Genomic DNA, 15,252 nt, shown 5'->3' on the forward strand with positions numbered 1-15,252 from the left:
AGCCAATAGCAGACGAACTTCAAAGGCCCGCCAGCGATGGACAGGGCCTTTTTTCTTGTCCTTGTGTCGCTGGCTCAAACGCAAGGAGATGCACCCATGTACGCCCTGTTGATTCTCGATATGCAAGTCGGGCTAGTTCACGGCCCGGAAAAACCATGGCGCTGCGAAGCGTTGTTGGAAACACTCAATAGCCTGATGGATAAGGCCCGCCACGCCGGTGCGCCGATTTTTCTGGCGCGCCATATCGGGCCAGTGGGCTCGCCCATCGAACCCGGCAGCCCGCTGACGAAGGTGGTACCGCAACTGAAGTTGCTCGGTGGCGAAAGGGTGTTCGAAAAGCGTCGGCCCAACGCTTTTGAGTCGACCGACCTGGCTGACCAGTTGCGCACATGCGGCGCTAGCGGTGTAGTGGTCACCGGGATGAAAACGCAATACTGCGTTGACAGCACCTGCCGTGCTGCCCGTGACCTTGGCTTCGATGCGGTACTTATCGCCGATGGCCATACCTGTTCGGACACTCCCGTGATGAAAGCCGAGCATATCGTCGCTCATCACAATGCCACGCTGGATGGGCCGTTCTGCCAACTGGTTAGGGCCGAGGAGTGGCGCTTCTAGCAGGCCCCCAGATCACGGCCGCTGCGGCTTTACCCCCGTACCGAACGTATTGCCCATCCGCACACTGGTCGCCGCCGGCGTCGACAAGCCCATCTGGTTCGGCGGCCGCTGGTGCACCGGTTTTTCCCGCGCCTCGCGGTTTTTCTGCGCTGCCTTAGCGCCCATCTGCTGGCTCAGGCATCCATAGTCAGGCGCTTTGTACCCATCCACCCTGGCCTCGACACAACCGCCCGGCGTTTCCTCGGCGTGCACGGTCGACGCCAGGCCCGCGCATAACAACAGCATCAACAACCGCTTCATCAGAGCCTCCTGGCAGGCCCTGGGGAGTGGGCCGTTAGTGCCTGCCAGTCTAGCCCGGTGGCGCTGGCGAAACCGTGATGTTTTTTTTGCCATCACCGTAACATCAGGTTCATAAATTGGCCTCAGGATGACGCTTTTCCCAGGACACGGCAGCCGTGCAACAAGGCAGAGCAGGGGTCGAACGGTGGGCTTGGAGGCGCACGCACTGCTGCCTGGTCTTGCTGTTGGCCTGGATGTGGCTGCCACTGCCCGGGGTGCAAGCGGGGGAGCCGCCGTTGTTGCGCCTGGATCTGCCTGCGCAAGACCTGGCGCCCGCCCTGGAAGCTTTCAGCCGGGCCACCGGGATGGCTGTGCTGGTGGACCGCGAGTTGAGCGATGGACGACGTTCGATGAGTGTGCACGGGCACTACAGCGCCCAGCAGGCCCTGGGCCTGTTACTGACAGGGAGTGGCCTGATGGCACGTTACGCACGCAGTGATGCATTCACCCTGCAGGTGCCTGAAGTCAGCCAACCGCTGGCCAGTCGCGGGGTGTCGCCACGTAACGCCGCACGGCTCAACCGCAGTTATGCCAGCGCCGTGCAGCAGGCCGTCGAAGCCAGCCTGTGCCGTTCACCCTTGACCCGCCCCGGCAGTTTTCGGGCGCTGGTGCAGGTCTGGGTCAACCGTGACGGATTGATTGAACACAGCCGCCTGGTCAGCTCCACCGGCGATGTACTGCGTGATGAAGCGCTGGTGCGCAGCCTCGGCAGCACCTGGATAGAGCGCCCGGCACCCAGCTCGATGCGGTTGCCGTTGACCCTGCTTTTAATGCCCGATACCACAGGAAAACGCATGGAATGCACAGCACGGCAAGGAGCTTCCGGGGCATGAAGGATACCGGGCACACGCCAATGGTCAGGTTGTTCCTGGCCTCCTACGAGGACTTCAAGGTGCGTTTGCGCAAGCGCCTGGGGTCGGAGGATCTGGCCAATGACGTCCTGCATGAAACCTACCTGCGGGTCGACCGCATGGACATGCCGGCGAACCTGCAACAACCCAATGCCTATCTGTACCGCATGGCCCTGAACATTGCGGCCGACCGGCGCCAGGCCGATGCCCGCCTGCTGACCGGCAGCGAAGTCGAGGAGTTGCTCAATATCAGCGATGAAGCCCTGGACCCCTCGCGGGTGGTGGGTGGCCAGAAAGAAATCCAGTCCCTGCTCAAAGCCCTCTACGAACTGCCTGCCCGGCGGCGCAAGATCCTTATCGCCGCGCGCCTGGAGGAAGCGCCACACCTGGAAATCTCCCAGCGTTTCGGCATTTCCACACGCATGGTCGAGAAGGAAATCAAGGCCGCCCTGGGGCATTGCGCCCAGCGTCTGGAAAGAAAAGTCATCCAGCGGTTCGGTCCCGGCGCCGGAAAACCGTCTTAGTGTTGAGTCCCTGATAATCCGTGAGTACCTGCGCGCTTGAATATTTTTAGCTTTCCCACTGCCCGGGATACGCCCGACAGCCGATTGCACGGTGAAGCGCGCGACTGGCTGGTCCTCCTGACCTCGGGCCAGGCAACCGTGGCCGATGCCAAGGCCCTGCGCCAGTGGTGCGCCCAGAGCCCCGAGCATGCCCAGGCCTTCGAACAGGCCAAGCGACTGTGGCAACAATTGACCCCGGCGCTGACCGAGGCCCAGGCCCCCCGGCACTTTGGCCGAAGGGCGTTCCTCGGCGGGGCGCTTGCGGCCTCGGCGGCCCTGGTGATGGTGCACATCAGCGTGCCCGGTGGTTTTGCCGGCTTGGGCGCCGACTACCACACCGCAGTGGGCGAGCAGCGGCGGGTGGACTTGCGCGAGGGCATCAGCCTGGAGCTCAACACCCAGACCCGCATCAGCCGGCGCGAGCAGGGCATCGAATTGCTTGAAGGCGAGGTCGAGGTGCAGGTGGCACAGCCGCTGACCGTACAGGCAGGGGCGGGCTGGCTGAGCGCGAGCCAGGCGCGCTTCAATGTGCGCAACACCGACCACAGTGTGTGCGTGACCTGCATTGAAGGCTGGCTGGCGGTTGAAGTGCAGGGGCGCAGCGTGCGCCTGGACAGCGGGCGCCAGTTGACCTACGACGCGGCCGGGCTGGGCCCCGTGGTGACGGTGGACACCGACGCCGTGATCGCCTGGCGGGAACAGGTGCTGGTATTTAATAACGCCACACTGGATACGGTGATCGACGAGATCAACCGCTACCGCCCAGGGATGTTGGTATTGCTCAACCGCGAACTGGGCAAGCGCCGGGTGCAGGCGCGCTTCAGTCTCGAACAACTGCCGGGCGTGGCGTTGCTGATCCGCGATGCCTATGGGGCCAAATGCACGGAACTGCCGGGCGGGGTGGTGTTGCTCAGCTAGCCCTGGAGACGGGGGCCCGCTCGCCACAGGTTCAGTCCAACGGCCCCAGCACCTGGCGATAGCGCTCCACCCCCTGGGGCGTCTGGCGCACCAGGGTGATTTCCATCCCCAATGGATTGTCCTGGCGATTGCCGCTCAACTGCCGCCAGCCTTTCTCGTTGTCCCACACCCGCACTTGCAGGTCGCTGACCTGGCTCAACACCGCCACCGCCTCCTTGGGCGCCGGCAGCGGATAGCGATCCCGCGCCGGTGCGGCAGCGCGGTACAAGGTGTCGCCCTTGAGCCACCACCGCACCCGTTGCAGGCCGTCGCCGGGGGTTGGCGCGCTGCGGATCAGCTCCAGACGAAAGCCCTGGCTGTCGGAGCTGCGCACGGTCACCGCCGGCAAGGCGTCGGCGGCGGGAGGCTGGTCCTCGGTGGGTGGCGCAGCCAGTTCCACCCCGGCGCGCAGGCTGACGTCCAGTTGCAGCTGGTTCAGGGCGCGCAGCAGGCCCTGGGTCTGTTCGGTGCTGGCCTGCAAGTGGGCGTCGGCGCGGGTTACGCTGTCCAGGCCGCGCCAGGCAATCAGGCTGACCACCGCCATCAGCATGATCGCCACCATCACTTCGATCAGGGTAAAGCCTTGCTGCTCGCGGTTCATGGCTGGCTCACCACGCGCAAGGTGCCGGCTGCATCACGTTGCAGGCTGAGGCCGTGTTGCCCGTCCGAGAACCACACCTGCAGCGGCGGAGTGATCCATTCTGCATTCAGCACCAGGGTCTGCCGGGGTTCGATCCGCACCAGCATCGGCGTGGTATCCCAGGCCCGTGGGCGCAGTTGTGGGTCATCCTTGAAGTCCTCCAGCCCCCGGCCATCGTCGCGGCGGCGGCTCAAACGGTAGCCCTTGGCATCGGCACGCCAGGTGATCGTGCGGCCATCGGCACGGGCTTCGGCCTGGGCGATCTGCAGCACCTGGCTCAGGCGCTCGGCGTCCTTGCGCAAGCGGTGCAAGGGGTCGGGCTTGATGCTCAGGCTGATGGCCGCGCTGGCAATGCCGATGATCACCAGCACCACCATCAACTCGATCAAGGTGAACCCCTGTTGCCGGCGATTCGTCATGGGTGTGCCCTCAACGGGATCTGCCACTGAAATAAAACCGTGAGAATTGCCCTGTAGGCTGTCTGCACGGACAAACAGGAGGTCCCGCCCATGGCATTCATCCATCGCGTATCTGCCGCCCACGGCATCCAGGCCCTGGCCGTGCTGGCGACGCTGGCCGGGGTCGCTACATGGACACCGTTGTTGCTGACGTCTGCCGAGTCCCATACCCCGGCGCTTGCCCCCCAGGCATTGGCGGCGCGCAGTGATAACCCGGCGCTGCAATGGTTTGCCGACATGCCGGCGGCCCTGCAGATCAAGGTCTCCGGGGTGCTGGCCGGCGCCCAGGGCGCGGTGGCGATTCTCAGCCTCAACGACGGGCCGCCGCGCAGTTTTCTAGCGGGGGAGCGCCTCAGCCCCGGCGTGCGCCTGGCGGCCATCGAGGGCGACGGGGTGGTGATCGAGCGCGGCGCTGAAAAGGTCCGGGTCAACCTCGACAAGTTGCCCGATGCCCCGGCCTTGCCCCGGCTCACTCGGCCGTAACCTGCTTTAACGCCGGCGCGCGGCCCACCAGGGTCTCAAGGCGCGCCAGGGGCGGCGCCTCGCGTGTGGCGTCCAGCACTTGCACGCTGACTTTCCACAGGTCGCCAGCGCCTGCCACCACCTGTTCACAGCGCAGTTTCAAGCGGCCCTGGTCGCACTCGAACGTCTTGCGCCCGGGGCCGGCGCGGCCCTCCAGGCGCAGTTGCGCCAGGCGACTCTGGGCCGCCAGCATGGCGATGGACTTGTCGCGCAACAGGCCATTGCTCTGGGTCATCAACCCCGCCACCCGCACCGCCGCCGCCATGGCCACGGCGATAATCGCCAGGGCCACCAGCACCTCGATCAGGGTGAAACCTTGGTTCCTATTGCGGGCGCGCATGGCTTGCTCAATGCCGGGAAACAGGCCCGCAGACTAGCCCCTGCACTTGACCGATTGGCGACCAAAGCTCCCGAGGATTTTCAATACGCCTGACATGTTGTCTTGCAACACTGCGCGACGAAAAGCACTCAAGCCAAGGAATGTCGAGATGGATATCGCGCACTTCACATCCACCCCGCAAGGCGCTCGTGGCCAGCGTGGCTTTACCCTGATCGAGATCATGGTGGTGGTGGTCATTCTCGGGATCCTCGCCGCCATGGTGGTGCCCAAGGTGCTCGACCGCCCCGACCAGGCGCGAGCCACGGCCGCCCGGCAAGACATCGGTGGCCTGATGCAGGCGCTGAAACTCTATCGCCTGGACCACGGCAGCTATCCGAACCAGACCCAGGGCCTCAAGGTCCTGGTCGAGCGCCCGGCCGATGGGAAGAACAGCAATTGGCGCGCCTACCTCGAACGCTTGCCCAACGACCCCTGGGGCCGCCCGTATCAGTACCTCAACCCTGGCGCCAACGGTGAAGTCGATGTGTTCTCCCTGGGCGCCGACGGCCAACCGGACGGTGAGGGCGTGAATGCCGATATCGGCTCCTGGCAGTTGTAAGGCGCGCCATGAACAGCCATTTGCCCAGAGCGGCGAAGCAGCGCGGCATGGCGATTATCAGCGCGTTGCTGATCGCCGCCGTGGTGGCGGTGCTTGCCGGGGCCATGCTCACCCGCCAGAGCGTGTTCACCCGCAGCCTTGAGGCCGAACAACTGCGGGTCCAGGGCAGTTGGTTGTTGCAGGGCGCGCTGCAGGCCAGCCGGCAACAGTTGTGGGACGCGCGGCGCAAAGAGGTGCTGACCCGTCTCGACCAGCCCTGGGCGCGCCCCTTTGCCGGGGTGGTCGAAGGGCGCCTGGATGACGAGCAGGGCAAGTTCAACCTGCGCAATCTGGTCAGCCAGCAGCAGCCGGATGTGGCGCAGTTGCAGAGTTTCCAGCGTCTGTGCCAGTTGCTCGGCATCGACCCCAACACCAGCCAGCGCATCAGCCAACGGGTGCTTGCCTCCTATGCGCAGCGCGCGGGTGGCAGTGACGTGAGCAGCCTGCGCAGCACCTCGCCCGAGGCCGCGCAGACCTTGCTGCCGGCCAGGGCGCCGATGTTGCGCAGCCTTGACGACCTTGCCCTTGAGCCGGGGGTGCAGCAACGCCTGGCGGCCTATGTCAGCGTGTTGCCCGACAACACCTGGGTCAATGGCAATACGGCCAGCGCCGAAGTGCTCAGTGCGGTGGTGCCGGGGCTCAGCCTGTCCCAGGCCCAGGGGCTGGTGGCCGAGCGGGACAGCGGGCGCTGGTTTATCAACCGCGGGGATTTCGTCAACCGCCTGCGCATGCCGCAGTTGCTGGTGGACTCGGTGCAGGTGGGAATCACCAGTGAGTGGTTCCGCTGGCACGGCCGCGCGCGGCGCGAGCAGCGGCGGGTGGCGGTCGAAGCGTTGTTGTATCGCCCTGAAGACCGGCAACCCCAAGTGATTTGGTGGCGGGTGGGCGCATGACGCGCTTGCGCATTGCCTTGCCGCCGCTGGCCCAACTGAGCGCCGAAAGCCTGGTGCACTACGCCTGGTTGGACCGCGCCGGGCAGGTCAGCCGGCAAGGTCAGGCCAGCCTTGGGCAGTTGGCGCAACCGCGCAAGAGCCTGGCGGCCGAGTGTTTCCTGCATCCCCGGGACAGTTTGCTGAGCAGCCTGGAGTTGCCGCAACTGCCGCCCGCTAAAGTGGCGGCAGCCGTGGCCTGCGCGGCCCAGGCGCTGATCCTCGGCCCGGTCGCGCAAATGCAGGTGGTCCACAGCCCACGGCAGAGCAACGGTCAGGTGCAAGTGGGCTGGCTGCCGACGGCTGGCCTGGAACACCTGCAGCGGGTCCTGGCTCAGGTGCCTATCAGTTTGCGCGGCCTGTACCCGGCGCCCTATGCCTTGCCTGTGCCGCCGTCGGGGCATTTGAGCGTGGCCTGCGTCGACGGGCATCTGCTGCTGCGCCAGAGTCTGCACCAGAGCGCCTTGCACCCCCTGGGACCACAGGCCCTGGCGGAACTGGTGCAGGCTGGCGCGCAGTTGCATCAGGTCGATGAACACACGCCCGCGCGCTGGCAGGGTGTGGTCCCCGCCTGGGGCTTGCATGGCTACCTCAAGCGCGCCAGCAGCGGTGGCTGGGGCCGGGCGCTGGGGCTCAGTGCCCTGGCGGTGGTGGTCTGGACCCTGGGCCTGAACCTGTATGCCGCGCGCCAGGTGGACGAAGGGCAACAGCTCAAGGCGCGGATGATTGCCCAGGTCAAGCAGGCCTTCCCGCACTTGCCGGTGATCCTCAATCCGCTGCAACAGGCCCGGCAGCAACTGGCCGCCGGTCAAGGCGCCACCGCCGATCCCGGCCAGCGTTTCAGCAGCCTGTTGCAACTGGCGGGCAACCACCTGCCGTTTATGGTCGGCAGCGTCCAGGCGTTGGCATTTGATCAAGGCCGGTTGCACCTGGAGCTGTTGCCCGACAGTCGCAGCCCGGCCGCCCCAGGGGAGTGGCAGGCGGCGTTGACCGAGGCGGGTTTCGCTGCCACCCGCGATGAGCACGGCTGGACCCTCGGGCCGCTCGACAACACGGGAGGCGCCGATGAGTAAGTTCGGCTATCCGTACCTGCGCGGCCAGCTCCAGGGATTCTGGAGCGGCCTGGCCCTGCGCGAAAAGCGCCTGCTGGGCGGCAGCGGGGCGGTACTGGCGGGCTTTTTGGTGTGGTTGCTGCTGATTGAGCCGCCCTTGCAGCAGATTGATTTCTGGCAGGCCGAAACCCCCAAGCTGCGCACCCAGGCCGCCACCTTGCAGGTGCTGCTGCAGGGCGCCAGTGCCGGTGCGCGCGCCGGGCAAGACCTGGAAGGCGCGCTGCGCCAGGCGCTCGACGCTGCCGGACTTAAAGACCGCTATCAGTTGCAGGGCGTGGCGCCTGCCGGTTGGCGCCTGACTTTTACCGACGCGCCGGCGGATGCGCTGGTCGGTTGGCTGCTGGCCAGCCCGCGCGCATTTTCCCTGGAGGTGTCCCACGCGCGCTTGCAGCGTGTGGGCGATACCCCAGAAAACCCGGCCGGTAGCGTGTCCGGGACCGTTCGCATGGATCAGGCGCCTGGCGCTAAGGAAGCTTCATGAAGTGGTCACTTCCCCGTTCAGCGCCGTTTCGCCAGGTGGCGCCGCTGCTGTTGCTGGCGCTCAGTGCCTGCAGCCACACCCCGGCGCCCACACCTGCGCCCTTGCTGGTGGACAGCGAACTCGGCCAGCCCCTGGCCGACACCCGGCGCAATGGCGTGCCGTTGCCCGATCGCCAGCGCGAAATCAGCCCCCAGCCGCGGGTCCAGCACCCGCTGAGCAACCGCGCCCGTGGCCCGGTCGCCGCGCCGGCCAAGGTGCGCAACCCGCTGGGTGACCAGCCGGTGCAATTGAATTTCGTCGACGCCGAGATCCAGGCGGTGGTACGCGCCTTGTCCCGCGCCACCGGCCAGCAGTTCCTGGTAGACCCCCGGGTCAAGGGCAACCTGACCCTGGTCAGCGAAGGCCAGGTCCCGGCGCACCAGGCCTACGACATGCTGCTGGCGGCGCTGCGCATGCAGGGCTTCAGTGTGGTGGACGTGGGGGGCGTGGCCCGGGTGGTCCCGGAAGCCGACGCCAAACTGCTGGGCGGGCCGATCTACAACGCCGCCAGCCCCAGTGGCAATGGCATGCAGACCCGCACCTTCCGCCTGCAATACGAAAACGCGGTGAACCTGATCCCGGTGTTGCGCCCCATCGTTTCGCCGAACAACCCGATCAACGCCTACCCCGGCAACAACAGCATCGTCATCACCGACTACGCGGAAAACCTCGCACGGGTAGGGCAAATCATCGCCGGCATCGACACCCCAAGCGCCATCGACACCGACGTGGTGCCGGTACAAAACGGCATCGCCGTGGATATCGCGGCAATGGTCGCCGAGTTGCTGGAAACCCAGGGCAACGACCAGACCCAGAAAATCGCCGTGATCGGCGACCCGCGTTCCAACTCGATCATCATTCGTGCCGGCAGCCCCGAGCGCACGGAGCTGGCGCGCAACCTGATCTACAAACTCGACAATGCCCAGAGCAACCCCAGCAACATGCACGTGGTGTACCTGCGCAACGCCCAGGCAGGCAAGCTGGCCCAATCCCTGCGCGGCATGCTGACCGGAGAGAGCGAAAGTGGCGTCAGTGACGAGGCCCGCTCCAAGTTGAGTGCGATGGGCGGCGCGGGTAGCACCAGCCAGGGCAGCACCCAGAACAGCAGCGGCACGCCGACCGCCAGCGCGGCGCCATCCAGCGGTTATGCCAAGGACAGCACCGGCGCAAGCACTGCCGGCAGTGAGCAGAACACTGCCTTCAGTGCCGGCGGTGTGACGATCCAGGCCGATGCGACCACCAACACCCTGCTGATATCCGCCCCGGATCCGCTGTACCGCAACCTGCGCGAAGTCATCGACATGCTCGACCAGCGCCGCGCCCAGGTGGTGATCGAAAGCCTGATCGTCGAAGTCAACGAAGACGATGCCAGCGAATTCGGCGTGCAGTGGCAGGCCGGCAACCTGGGGGGCAAGGGTGGTTTTGGCGGGGTCAACCTGGGCGGCAGCGGGATCAACGGCACCCCCACCAGCAAGACCAGCATTGACGTGCTGCCCAAGGGCCTGAACATCGGCCTGGTGGACGGTACCGTGGATATTCCAGGGATCGGCCGGGTGCTGGACCTCAAAGTCCTGGCGCGGGCGTTGAAGAGCAAGGGCGGGACCAATGTGTTATCCACGCCGAACCTGCTGACCCTGGACAATGAGGCGGCGAGTATCTTCGTCGGCCAGACCATTCCCTTCATCACCGGCAGCTACGTGACCGGCGGGGGCGGCACCAGCAATAACCCGTTCCAGACCGTGCAGCGTGAGGAAGTGGGGCTCAAGTTGAACGTACGGCCACAGATTTCCGAGGGCGGTACGGTGAAGCTGGATATCTACCAGGAAGTCAGCAGCGTCGATACCCGGGCGTCGGGGGATGCGCGCACGGTGACCAACAAGCGCGCGATTGATACCAGCATCTTGCTGGATGACGGGCAGATCATGGTGCTGGGCGGGCTGTTGCAGGATGGCTATACCCAGAGCAACGACGCAGTGCCGTGGCTATCAGACATCCCGGGATTGGGCGCGCTGTTTCGCAACGAGTCGCGCAGTGTGAACAAGACCAACCTGATGGTGTTCCTGCGGCCCTACATCATTCGCGACAGCGGCGCGGGCCGCAGCATTACGCGCAATCGCTACGACTTTATGCGCCGCGCCCAGGGTGGCTTGCAGCCGCAGCACAGCTGGGCACTGCCGGATGTGCAGGCGCCGCAGTTGCCGGCGGTGGAGAAGGCGATGCCGGGGAGTACACGCCCGTGAGTCGCACCCATTCCCCCTGTGGGGCTCGACAGCTCCCACAGGGGGATGCGGTCGCCTCGAGAATCGGGCTGCCGAGCATGGGCGCAGCCCTGGCTTACTGTGCGCTGAGCCGCCGCAAGGGCGGGTCCCTATGAGCCTGCTCCCCTACGCCTGGGCCAAATCCCAACGCATCCTCTTGCAGCCCACCCCCGAAGGCCCACGCCTGACCATCTGCCCCTCGACCCCCGGCTGGTCGATCAGCGAGGTCCACCGGCAATTCGGCGAGGCCGCCATCGAGCAGGTGCGCGACGATGAGCTCGACGGCCTGCTGGCCAGTGCCTACGCCGATACCGGCAGCGCCGCCGCCGTGGTCGGCGCCGCCGAAAACGAAGTCGACCTCGACCGCCTGATGCAGGACATCCCGGAAATCACCGACCTGCTCGACACCCAGGACGGCGCCCCGGTGATTCGCATGATCAACGCCTTGCTGACCCAGGCCGCCCGCGACGAGGCCAGTGACATCCATATCGAACCCTTCGAAACCCACTCCGTGGTGCGCTACCGCGTCGACGGCACCCTGCGCGATGTGGTGTCGCCGCGCAAAGCCCTGCATGGCGCGCTGGTGTCGCGGATCAAGATCATGGCCCAGCTCGATATCGCCGAAAAACGCCTGCCCCAGGATGGACGCATCGCCCTGCGGGTTGCCGGGCGGCCGATTGATATACGGGTGTCGACGGTGCCCACCGGCCATGGCGAACGGGTGGTGATGCGCCTGCTCGACAAACAGGCCGGGCGCCTGCAACTGGAAACCCTGGGTATGGACCCGCAGCTGCTGGCGCGTCTCGATGGCCTGATTCGCCAGCCCCACGGCATCGTGCTGGTCACCGGGCCCACTGGCAGCGGCAAGACCACCAGCCTCTACGCCGCCCTGGCGCGGCTGGATGCCAGCACGAGCAATATCCTCACCGTGGAAGACCCGGTGGAATACGACCTGCCGGGGATCAGCCAGATCCAGGTCAACGCCAAGATCGACATGACCTTTGCCCTGGCCCTGCGTGCGATCCTGCGCCAGGACCCGGACATCATCATGATCGGCGAAATCCGCGACCTGGAGACCGCGCAGATCGCCGTGCAGGCTTCCCTCACCGGGCACCTGGTGCTGGCCACGTTGCACACCAATGACGCGGTGTCGGCGGTTAATCGCCTGATCGACATGGGGGTCGAGCCGTTCCTGCTGGCCTCGTCGCTGCTCGGTGTATTGGCCCAGCGCCTGGTGCGCCGCCTGTGCCCGCACTGCAAACAGCCTGACCCGGCGGCCCCCGGCACCTGGCGCCCGGTGGGGTGTGGCCAGTGCAACCAGGTCGGGTACAGCGGCCGCACCGGCATCCATGAATTGTTCTGCGTCGATGACGCGGTGCGCGGCCTGATCCACCAGGGGGCCGGCGAGCAGCAGATACGCGTCGCGGCACGCCACGCCGGAATGTTCAGCATGCGTGAAGACGGCGAGCGTTGGGTGCGCAGCGGTGCCACTGCGCCGGAAGAAATCTTGCGTGTAACACGGGACGCCTGATGAATCGCTATCGCTATGAGGCCGCCGATGCCAGCGGCAAACTGGAAGCCGGGCACCTCGAGGCCGAGAGCCAGGGCGCGGCCTTTGCCAGCCTGCGCAGTCGTGGTCTGACCGCGTTGCTGGTGCAGCTCGAAGGCAACGCCAACGTGGCAGGCAGCAGCCTGTTCAGTGCCAAGCTGTCGGACAACGACCTGGCCTGGGCCACCCGCCAACTGGCCAGCCTGCTCGGTGCTAGCCTGCCCCTGGAGGCGGCGCTGAGTGCCACAGTGGAGCAGGCGGAAAAAAAGCATATCGCCCAGACCCTCAGCGCAGTGCGCGCCGATGTGCGCAGCGGCATGCGCCTGGCCGATGCATTGGCTGCGCGGCCACGGGACTTCCCATCGATTTACCGGGCGTTGATTGCGGCGGGGGAGGAGTCCGGCGACCTGGCCCAGGTCATGGAGCGCCTGGCCGACTACATCGAAGAGCGCAACAACCTGCGGGGCAAGATTCTCACGGCCTTTATCTATCCAGGGGTGGTGGGGTTGGTATCCATCGGCATTGTGATTTTCCTCCTGAGCTACGTGGTGCCGCAGGTGGTCAGCGCCTTTTCCCAGGCGCGCCAGGACCTGCCGGGGCTGACCCTGGCAATGCTCAACGCCAGTGACTTTATCCGCGCCTGGGGCTGGCTGTGTTTTACCGGGCTGGTCGCGGGCTTCTGGAGTTGGCGCCTGTACCTGCGCAACCCCGTGGCGCGCTTGAACTGGCACAGCCGGGTCTTGCGCCTGCCGCTGCTCGGGCGGTTTGTGCTGGGGCTCAACACCGCGCGTTTCGCCTCGACCCTGGCCATCCTCGGCGGTGCCGGCGTGCCCTTGCTGCGCGCCCTGGAAGCGGCGCGCCAGACCCTGTCCAACGACCGTCTGAGCCAGTGTGTCAGCGATGCCACGGCCAAGGTTCGCGAAGGGGTTAACCTGGCGCCGGCCCTGGCGGTGGAAAAGGTCTTCCCGCCGGTACTGATCCACCTGATCGCCAGCGGCGAAAAAACCGGCGCCCTGCCGCCGATGCTGGAGCGGGCGGCGCAGACCCTGTCGCGGGATATCGAACGGCGGGCCATGGGCATGACTGCATTGCTGGAGCCGTTGATGATCGTGGTGATGGGCGCGGTGGTGCTGGTGATCGTGATGGCGGTGCTGTTGCCGATCATCGAGATCAACCAATTGGTTACCTGACCTGTGAAGACTGCGCCGGTGCAAATGTGGGCGCTGGCTTGCCTGCGATGGCGGCGTATCAGCCGGCAGAAACAGTGACTGAACCACCGCTATCGCAGGCAAGCCAGCTCCCACATTTGTATCGGTGGTGACTGGCTGCAAGTCAATTACCCGACCCGCCCATCACCTCGCCTCGGGTTCGTCATTGCGTCATCTTTGCCCCCCTGCGCACGGCCCGCCCGCCATCGTCGAAACACTCCCTGAAACCTCGCTGTCACCCACCCCGATAAAAGCCACAATCATTGCCAAAACACCCGAGAATCTTTTTAAAAATCAAGCTGTTCCTCCCGAGGTTTTTTCCCTTATCTGTCATCGGAAACTGCGACCTTCGTGTCCATGGCCTCGCCCCGCAAGCCCGCTGGATCACGGCGTGTGAACCGAGTGCCATGGCGTCATGCAAGAGCCATCTACCTCAACGTATGAATACGACGAAAGGAGCTTCTTCATGTTTAAGCGCAACGTTCTCGCGGTATCCATGACCCTCGCGGCCCTCTGCTCGGCCCAGGCTGCATTCGCTGATGTCAACGGCGGTGGCGCAACCCTGCCACAGCCGCTGTACCAGACGCCCGGCGTACTGACTGCCGGTTTCGCCGCCTACATCGGTGTCGGCAGCGGCAACGGCAAGGCCGCGTTCCTGGAAAACAAATACGACAAGCTCGTACCCGGCGTGACCACCAAGAACGTGCACTGGGCCGGCAGCGACTCCAAGCTCAGCGCCACTGAATTGTCCACCTATGCCTCTGCCAAGCAGCCAGGCTGGGGCAAGCTGATCCAGGTGCCGTCGGTGGCCACTTCGGTGGCCATTCCTTTCCGCAAGAGCGGTGCCAATGCGGTTGACCTGAGCGTCAACGAGCTGTGCGGTGTGTTCTCCGGGCGTATCAACAACTGGAGCCAGATCACCGGCGCTGGCCGTAGCGGTGCAATCACCGTGGTTTACCGCAGCGAAAGCAGCGGCACCACCGAACTGTTCACGCGCTTCCTGAACGCCAAGTGCGCTGAAACCGGCAGCTTCGCCGTTACCACCACCTTTGCCAACAGCTACAGCGGTGGCCTGCCGGCCGGTGCCGTTGCGGCTGCCGGCAGCCAGGGCGTGATGAATGCCTTGAACGATACGACTGTCGCCGAAGGCCGTATCACCTACATGAGCCCTGACTACGCGGCCACCACCCTGGAAGGCCTGGACGACGCGACCAAGGTCGCTCGCGTCGGCAAGGACGTGGCAAGCAACACCGAAGGTGTATCGCCTGCTCCGGATAACGTTTCCGAGGCGATTGATAACGTTTCGGTGCCCGCCGTGGCTGACCGTGGCAACCCGGACAAGTGGGTACCTGTGTTCGGTAAAAACGGCGTGGCCGGCGTGGTGCCTTACCCAACGTCGGGCTACCCGATCCTGGGCTTCACCAACCTGATCTTCAGCCAGTGCTATATCAACGGCACCCAGTCCAACCAGGTCCGTGACTTCTTTGCCCAGCACTACGGCGAGACCGTGAACAACGATGACGCCATCCGCGCCAACCGTTTCGTGCCACTGCCAGACTCCTGGAAAAGCGCGATCCGCAGCAGCTTCCTGACCGCCAGCAACCCGCTGAGCATCGGTAAGACCGACGTCTGCAACGGTATCGGTCGTCCGCTGTAACGCCCGCGTTCCTCGACCTGCAACCCCTGATCAGCAACGGCCTATGCCGTTGCTGATTTTTTATTGGCTCACCCCGTAGCCGCTGCCGAGCCTCAGA

The 15,252-nt window shown here is 65.3% G+C and carries 17 protein-coding genes; 13 read left to right on the forward strand and 4 right to left on the reverse strand.

The genetic code is table 11. From position 1 onward, the window contains the following. Window positions 1-96 precede the first annotated feature (96 nt). Window positions 97-615, forward strand: coding sequence for a cysteine hydrolase family protein (locus HU773_RS11330; protein ID WP_057959132.1), 519 nt, complete (start codon window positions 97-99; stop codon window positions 613-615). Between the two features lie 12 nt (window positions 616-627). On the opposite strand, the gene HU773_RS11335 is transcribed toward HU773_RS11330, so the two are convergent. Continuing rightward, window positions 628-915, reverse strand: coding sequence for a hypothetical protein (locus HU773_RS11335; RefSeq protein ID WP_115127973.1), 288 nt, complete (start codon window positions 913-915; stop codon window positions 628-630). 233 nt (window positions 916-1,148) lie between these two features. On the opposite strand from HU773_RS11335, the gene HU773_RS11340 reads away from it, so the two are divergent. From HU773_RS11340 to HU773_RS11350, 3 genes are read left to right on the forward strand one after another with little or no spacing between them, the layout of a single operon-like run. After that, entirely contained in the window at window positions 1,149-1,787 is a 639-nt protein-coding gene (locus HU773_RS11340; protein ID WP_115129383.1) for a secretin and TonB N-terminal domain-containing protein, read from the forward strand. Beyond that, complete coding sequence (locus HU773_RS11345; RefSeq protein WP_057438724.1) at window positions 1,784-2,329, forward strand: RNA polymerase sigma factor; 546 nt, start codon at window positions 1,784-1,786, stop codon at window positions 2,327-2,329. The genes HU773_RS11340 and HU773_RS11345 overlap by 4 nt, the downstream gene beginning before the upstream one ends. Before the next feature lie 36 nt (window positions 2,330-2,365). Then, entirely contained in the window at window positions 2,366-3,286 is a 921-nt protein-coding gene (locus tag HU773_RS11350) for a FecR family protein (protein ID WP_115127974.1), read from the forward strand. A gap of 31 nt (window positions 3,287-3,317) precedes the next feature. Here the strand turns inward: HU773_RS11350 and HU773_RS11355 are convergent, their stop codons facing one another. Both HU773_RS11355 and gspH read right to left on the reverse strand, forming a co-directional pair. Continuing rightward, window positions 3,318-3,926 carry a type II secretion system protein GspJ gene (locus tag HU773_RS11355; protein WP_057438723.1) on the reverse strand — a complete coding sequence of 203 codons (609 nt, stop codon included), beginning with the start codon at window positions 3,924-3,926 and terminating at the stop codon, window positions 3,318-3,320. Next, window positions 3,923-4,384 (reverse strand): type II secretion system minor pseudopilin GspH, encoded by a 462-nt coding sequence (gene gspH / locus HU773_RS11360; protein ID WP_186626251.1) that lies wholly within the window; start codon window positions 4,382-4,384, stop codon window positions 3,923-3,925. Before gspH ends, HU773_RS11355 begins: the two co-directional genes overlap by 4 nt. A 90-nt stretch (window positions 4,385-4,474) precedes the next feature. Here gspH and HU773_RS11365 point away from each other — a divergent pair, with 90 nt between their 5' ends. Next, on the forward strand, window positions 4,475-4,906 hold the full coding sequence (locus HU773_RS11365; RefSeq protein WP_057438721.1) for a type II secretion system protein N: 432 nt from the start codon (window positions 4,475-4,477) through the stop codon (window positions 4,904-4,906). Here HU773_RS11365 and gspI read toward each other — a convergent pair. After that, the gene (gene gspI, locus HU773_RS11370; protein WP_057959137.1) at window positions 4,893-5,285 is read right to left on the reverse strand and encodes a type II secretion system minor pseudopilin GspI; all 393 of its coding nucleotides are present in this window, start codon (window positions 5,283-5,285) and stop codon (window positions 4,893-4,895) included. The genes HU773_RS11365 and gspI overlap by 14 nt on opposite strands. Window positions 5,286-5,433: 148 nt before the next feature. Here gspI and gspG point away from each other — a divergent pair, with 148 nt between their 5' ends. The 8 genes from gspG (at window position 5,434) to HU773_RS11410 (ending at window position 15,155) form a co-directional block, all read left to right on the forward strand. After that, window positions 5,434-5,883: a type II secretion system major pseudopilin GspG gene (gspG, locus tag HU773_RS11375; RefSeq protein WP_057959138.1), complete on the forward strand. Its 450-nt coding sequence runs from the start codon at window positions 5,434-5,436 to the stop codon at window positions 5,881-5,883. Window positions 5,884-5,891: 8 nt separating this feature from the next. Next, window positions 5,892-6,815: a type II secretion system minor pseudopilin GspK gene (gene gspK / locus HU773_RS11380; protein ID WP_159439761.1), complete on the forward strand. Its 924-nt coding sequence runs from the start codon at window positions 5,892-5,894 to the stop codon at window positions 6,813-6,815. After that, window positions 6,812-7,924, forward strand: coding sequence for a type II secretion system protein GspL (gspL, locus tag HU773_RS11385; protein WP_186626252.1), 1,113 nt, complete (start codon window positions 6,812-6,814; stop codon window positions 7,922-7,924). Before gspK ends, gspL begins: the two co-directional genes overlap by 4 nt. Beyond that, window positions 7,917-8,444: a type II secretion system protein M gene (locus HU773_RS11390; RefSeq protein ID WP_170045831.1), complete on the forward strand. Its 528-nt coding sequence runs from the start codon at window positions 7,917-7,919 to the stop codon at window positions 8,442-8,444. Before gspL ends, HU773_RS11390 begins: the two co-directional genes overlap by 8 nt. After that, window positions 8,441-10,723: a type II secretion system secretin GspD gene (gene gspD / locus HU773_RS11395; protein WP_186626253.1), complete on the forward strand. Its 2,283-nt coding sequence runs from the start codon at window positions 8,441-8,443 to the stop codon at window positions 10,721-10,723. The genes HU773_RS11390 and gspD overlap by 4 nt, the downstream gene beginning before the upstream one ends. Window positions 10,724-10,853: 130 nt before the next feature. Further along, a complete protein-coding gene (gene gspE / locus HU773_RS11400) occupies window positions 10,854-12,272 on the forward strand; it encodes a type II secretion system ATPase GspE (RefSeq protein ID WP_057959142.1) in 1,419 nt (472 codons plus the stop codon). Then, window positions 12,272-13,480, forward strand: coding sequence for a type II secretion system inner membrane protein GspF (gene gspF / locus HU773_RS11405; RefSeq protein WP_057445154.1), 1,209 nt, complete (start codon window positions 12,272-12,274; stop codon window positions 13,478-13,480). The genes gspE and gspF overlap by 1 nt, the downstream gene beginning before the upstream one ends. Before the next feature lie 484 nt (window positions 13,481-13,964). Then, window positions 13,965-15,155, forward strand: a complete 1,191-nt coding sequence (locus HU773_RS11410) for a substrate-binding domain-containing protein (RefSeq protein WP_186626254.1) — start codon at window positions 13,965-13,967, stop codon at window positions 15,153-15,155. Window positions 15,156-15,252 lie beyond the last annotated feature (97 nt).

It is taken from the genome of Pseudomonas shahriarae (genome assembly GCF_014268455.2).
GTDB classification, from domain to species: domain Bacteria; phylum Pseudomonadota; class Gammaproteobacteria; order Pseudomonadales; family Pseudomonadaceae; genus Aquipseudomonas; species Aquipseudomonas shahriarae.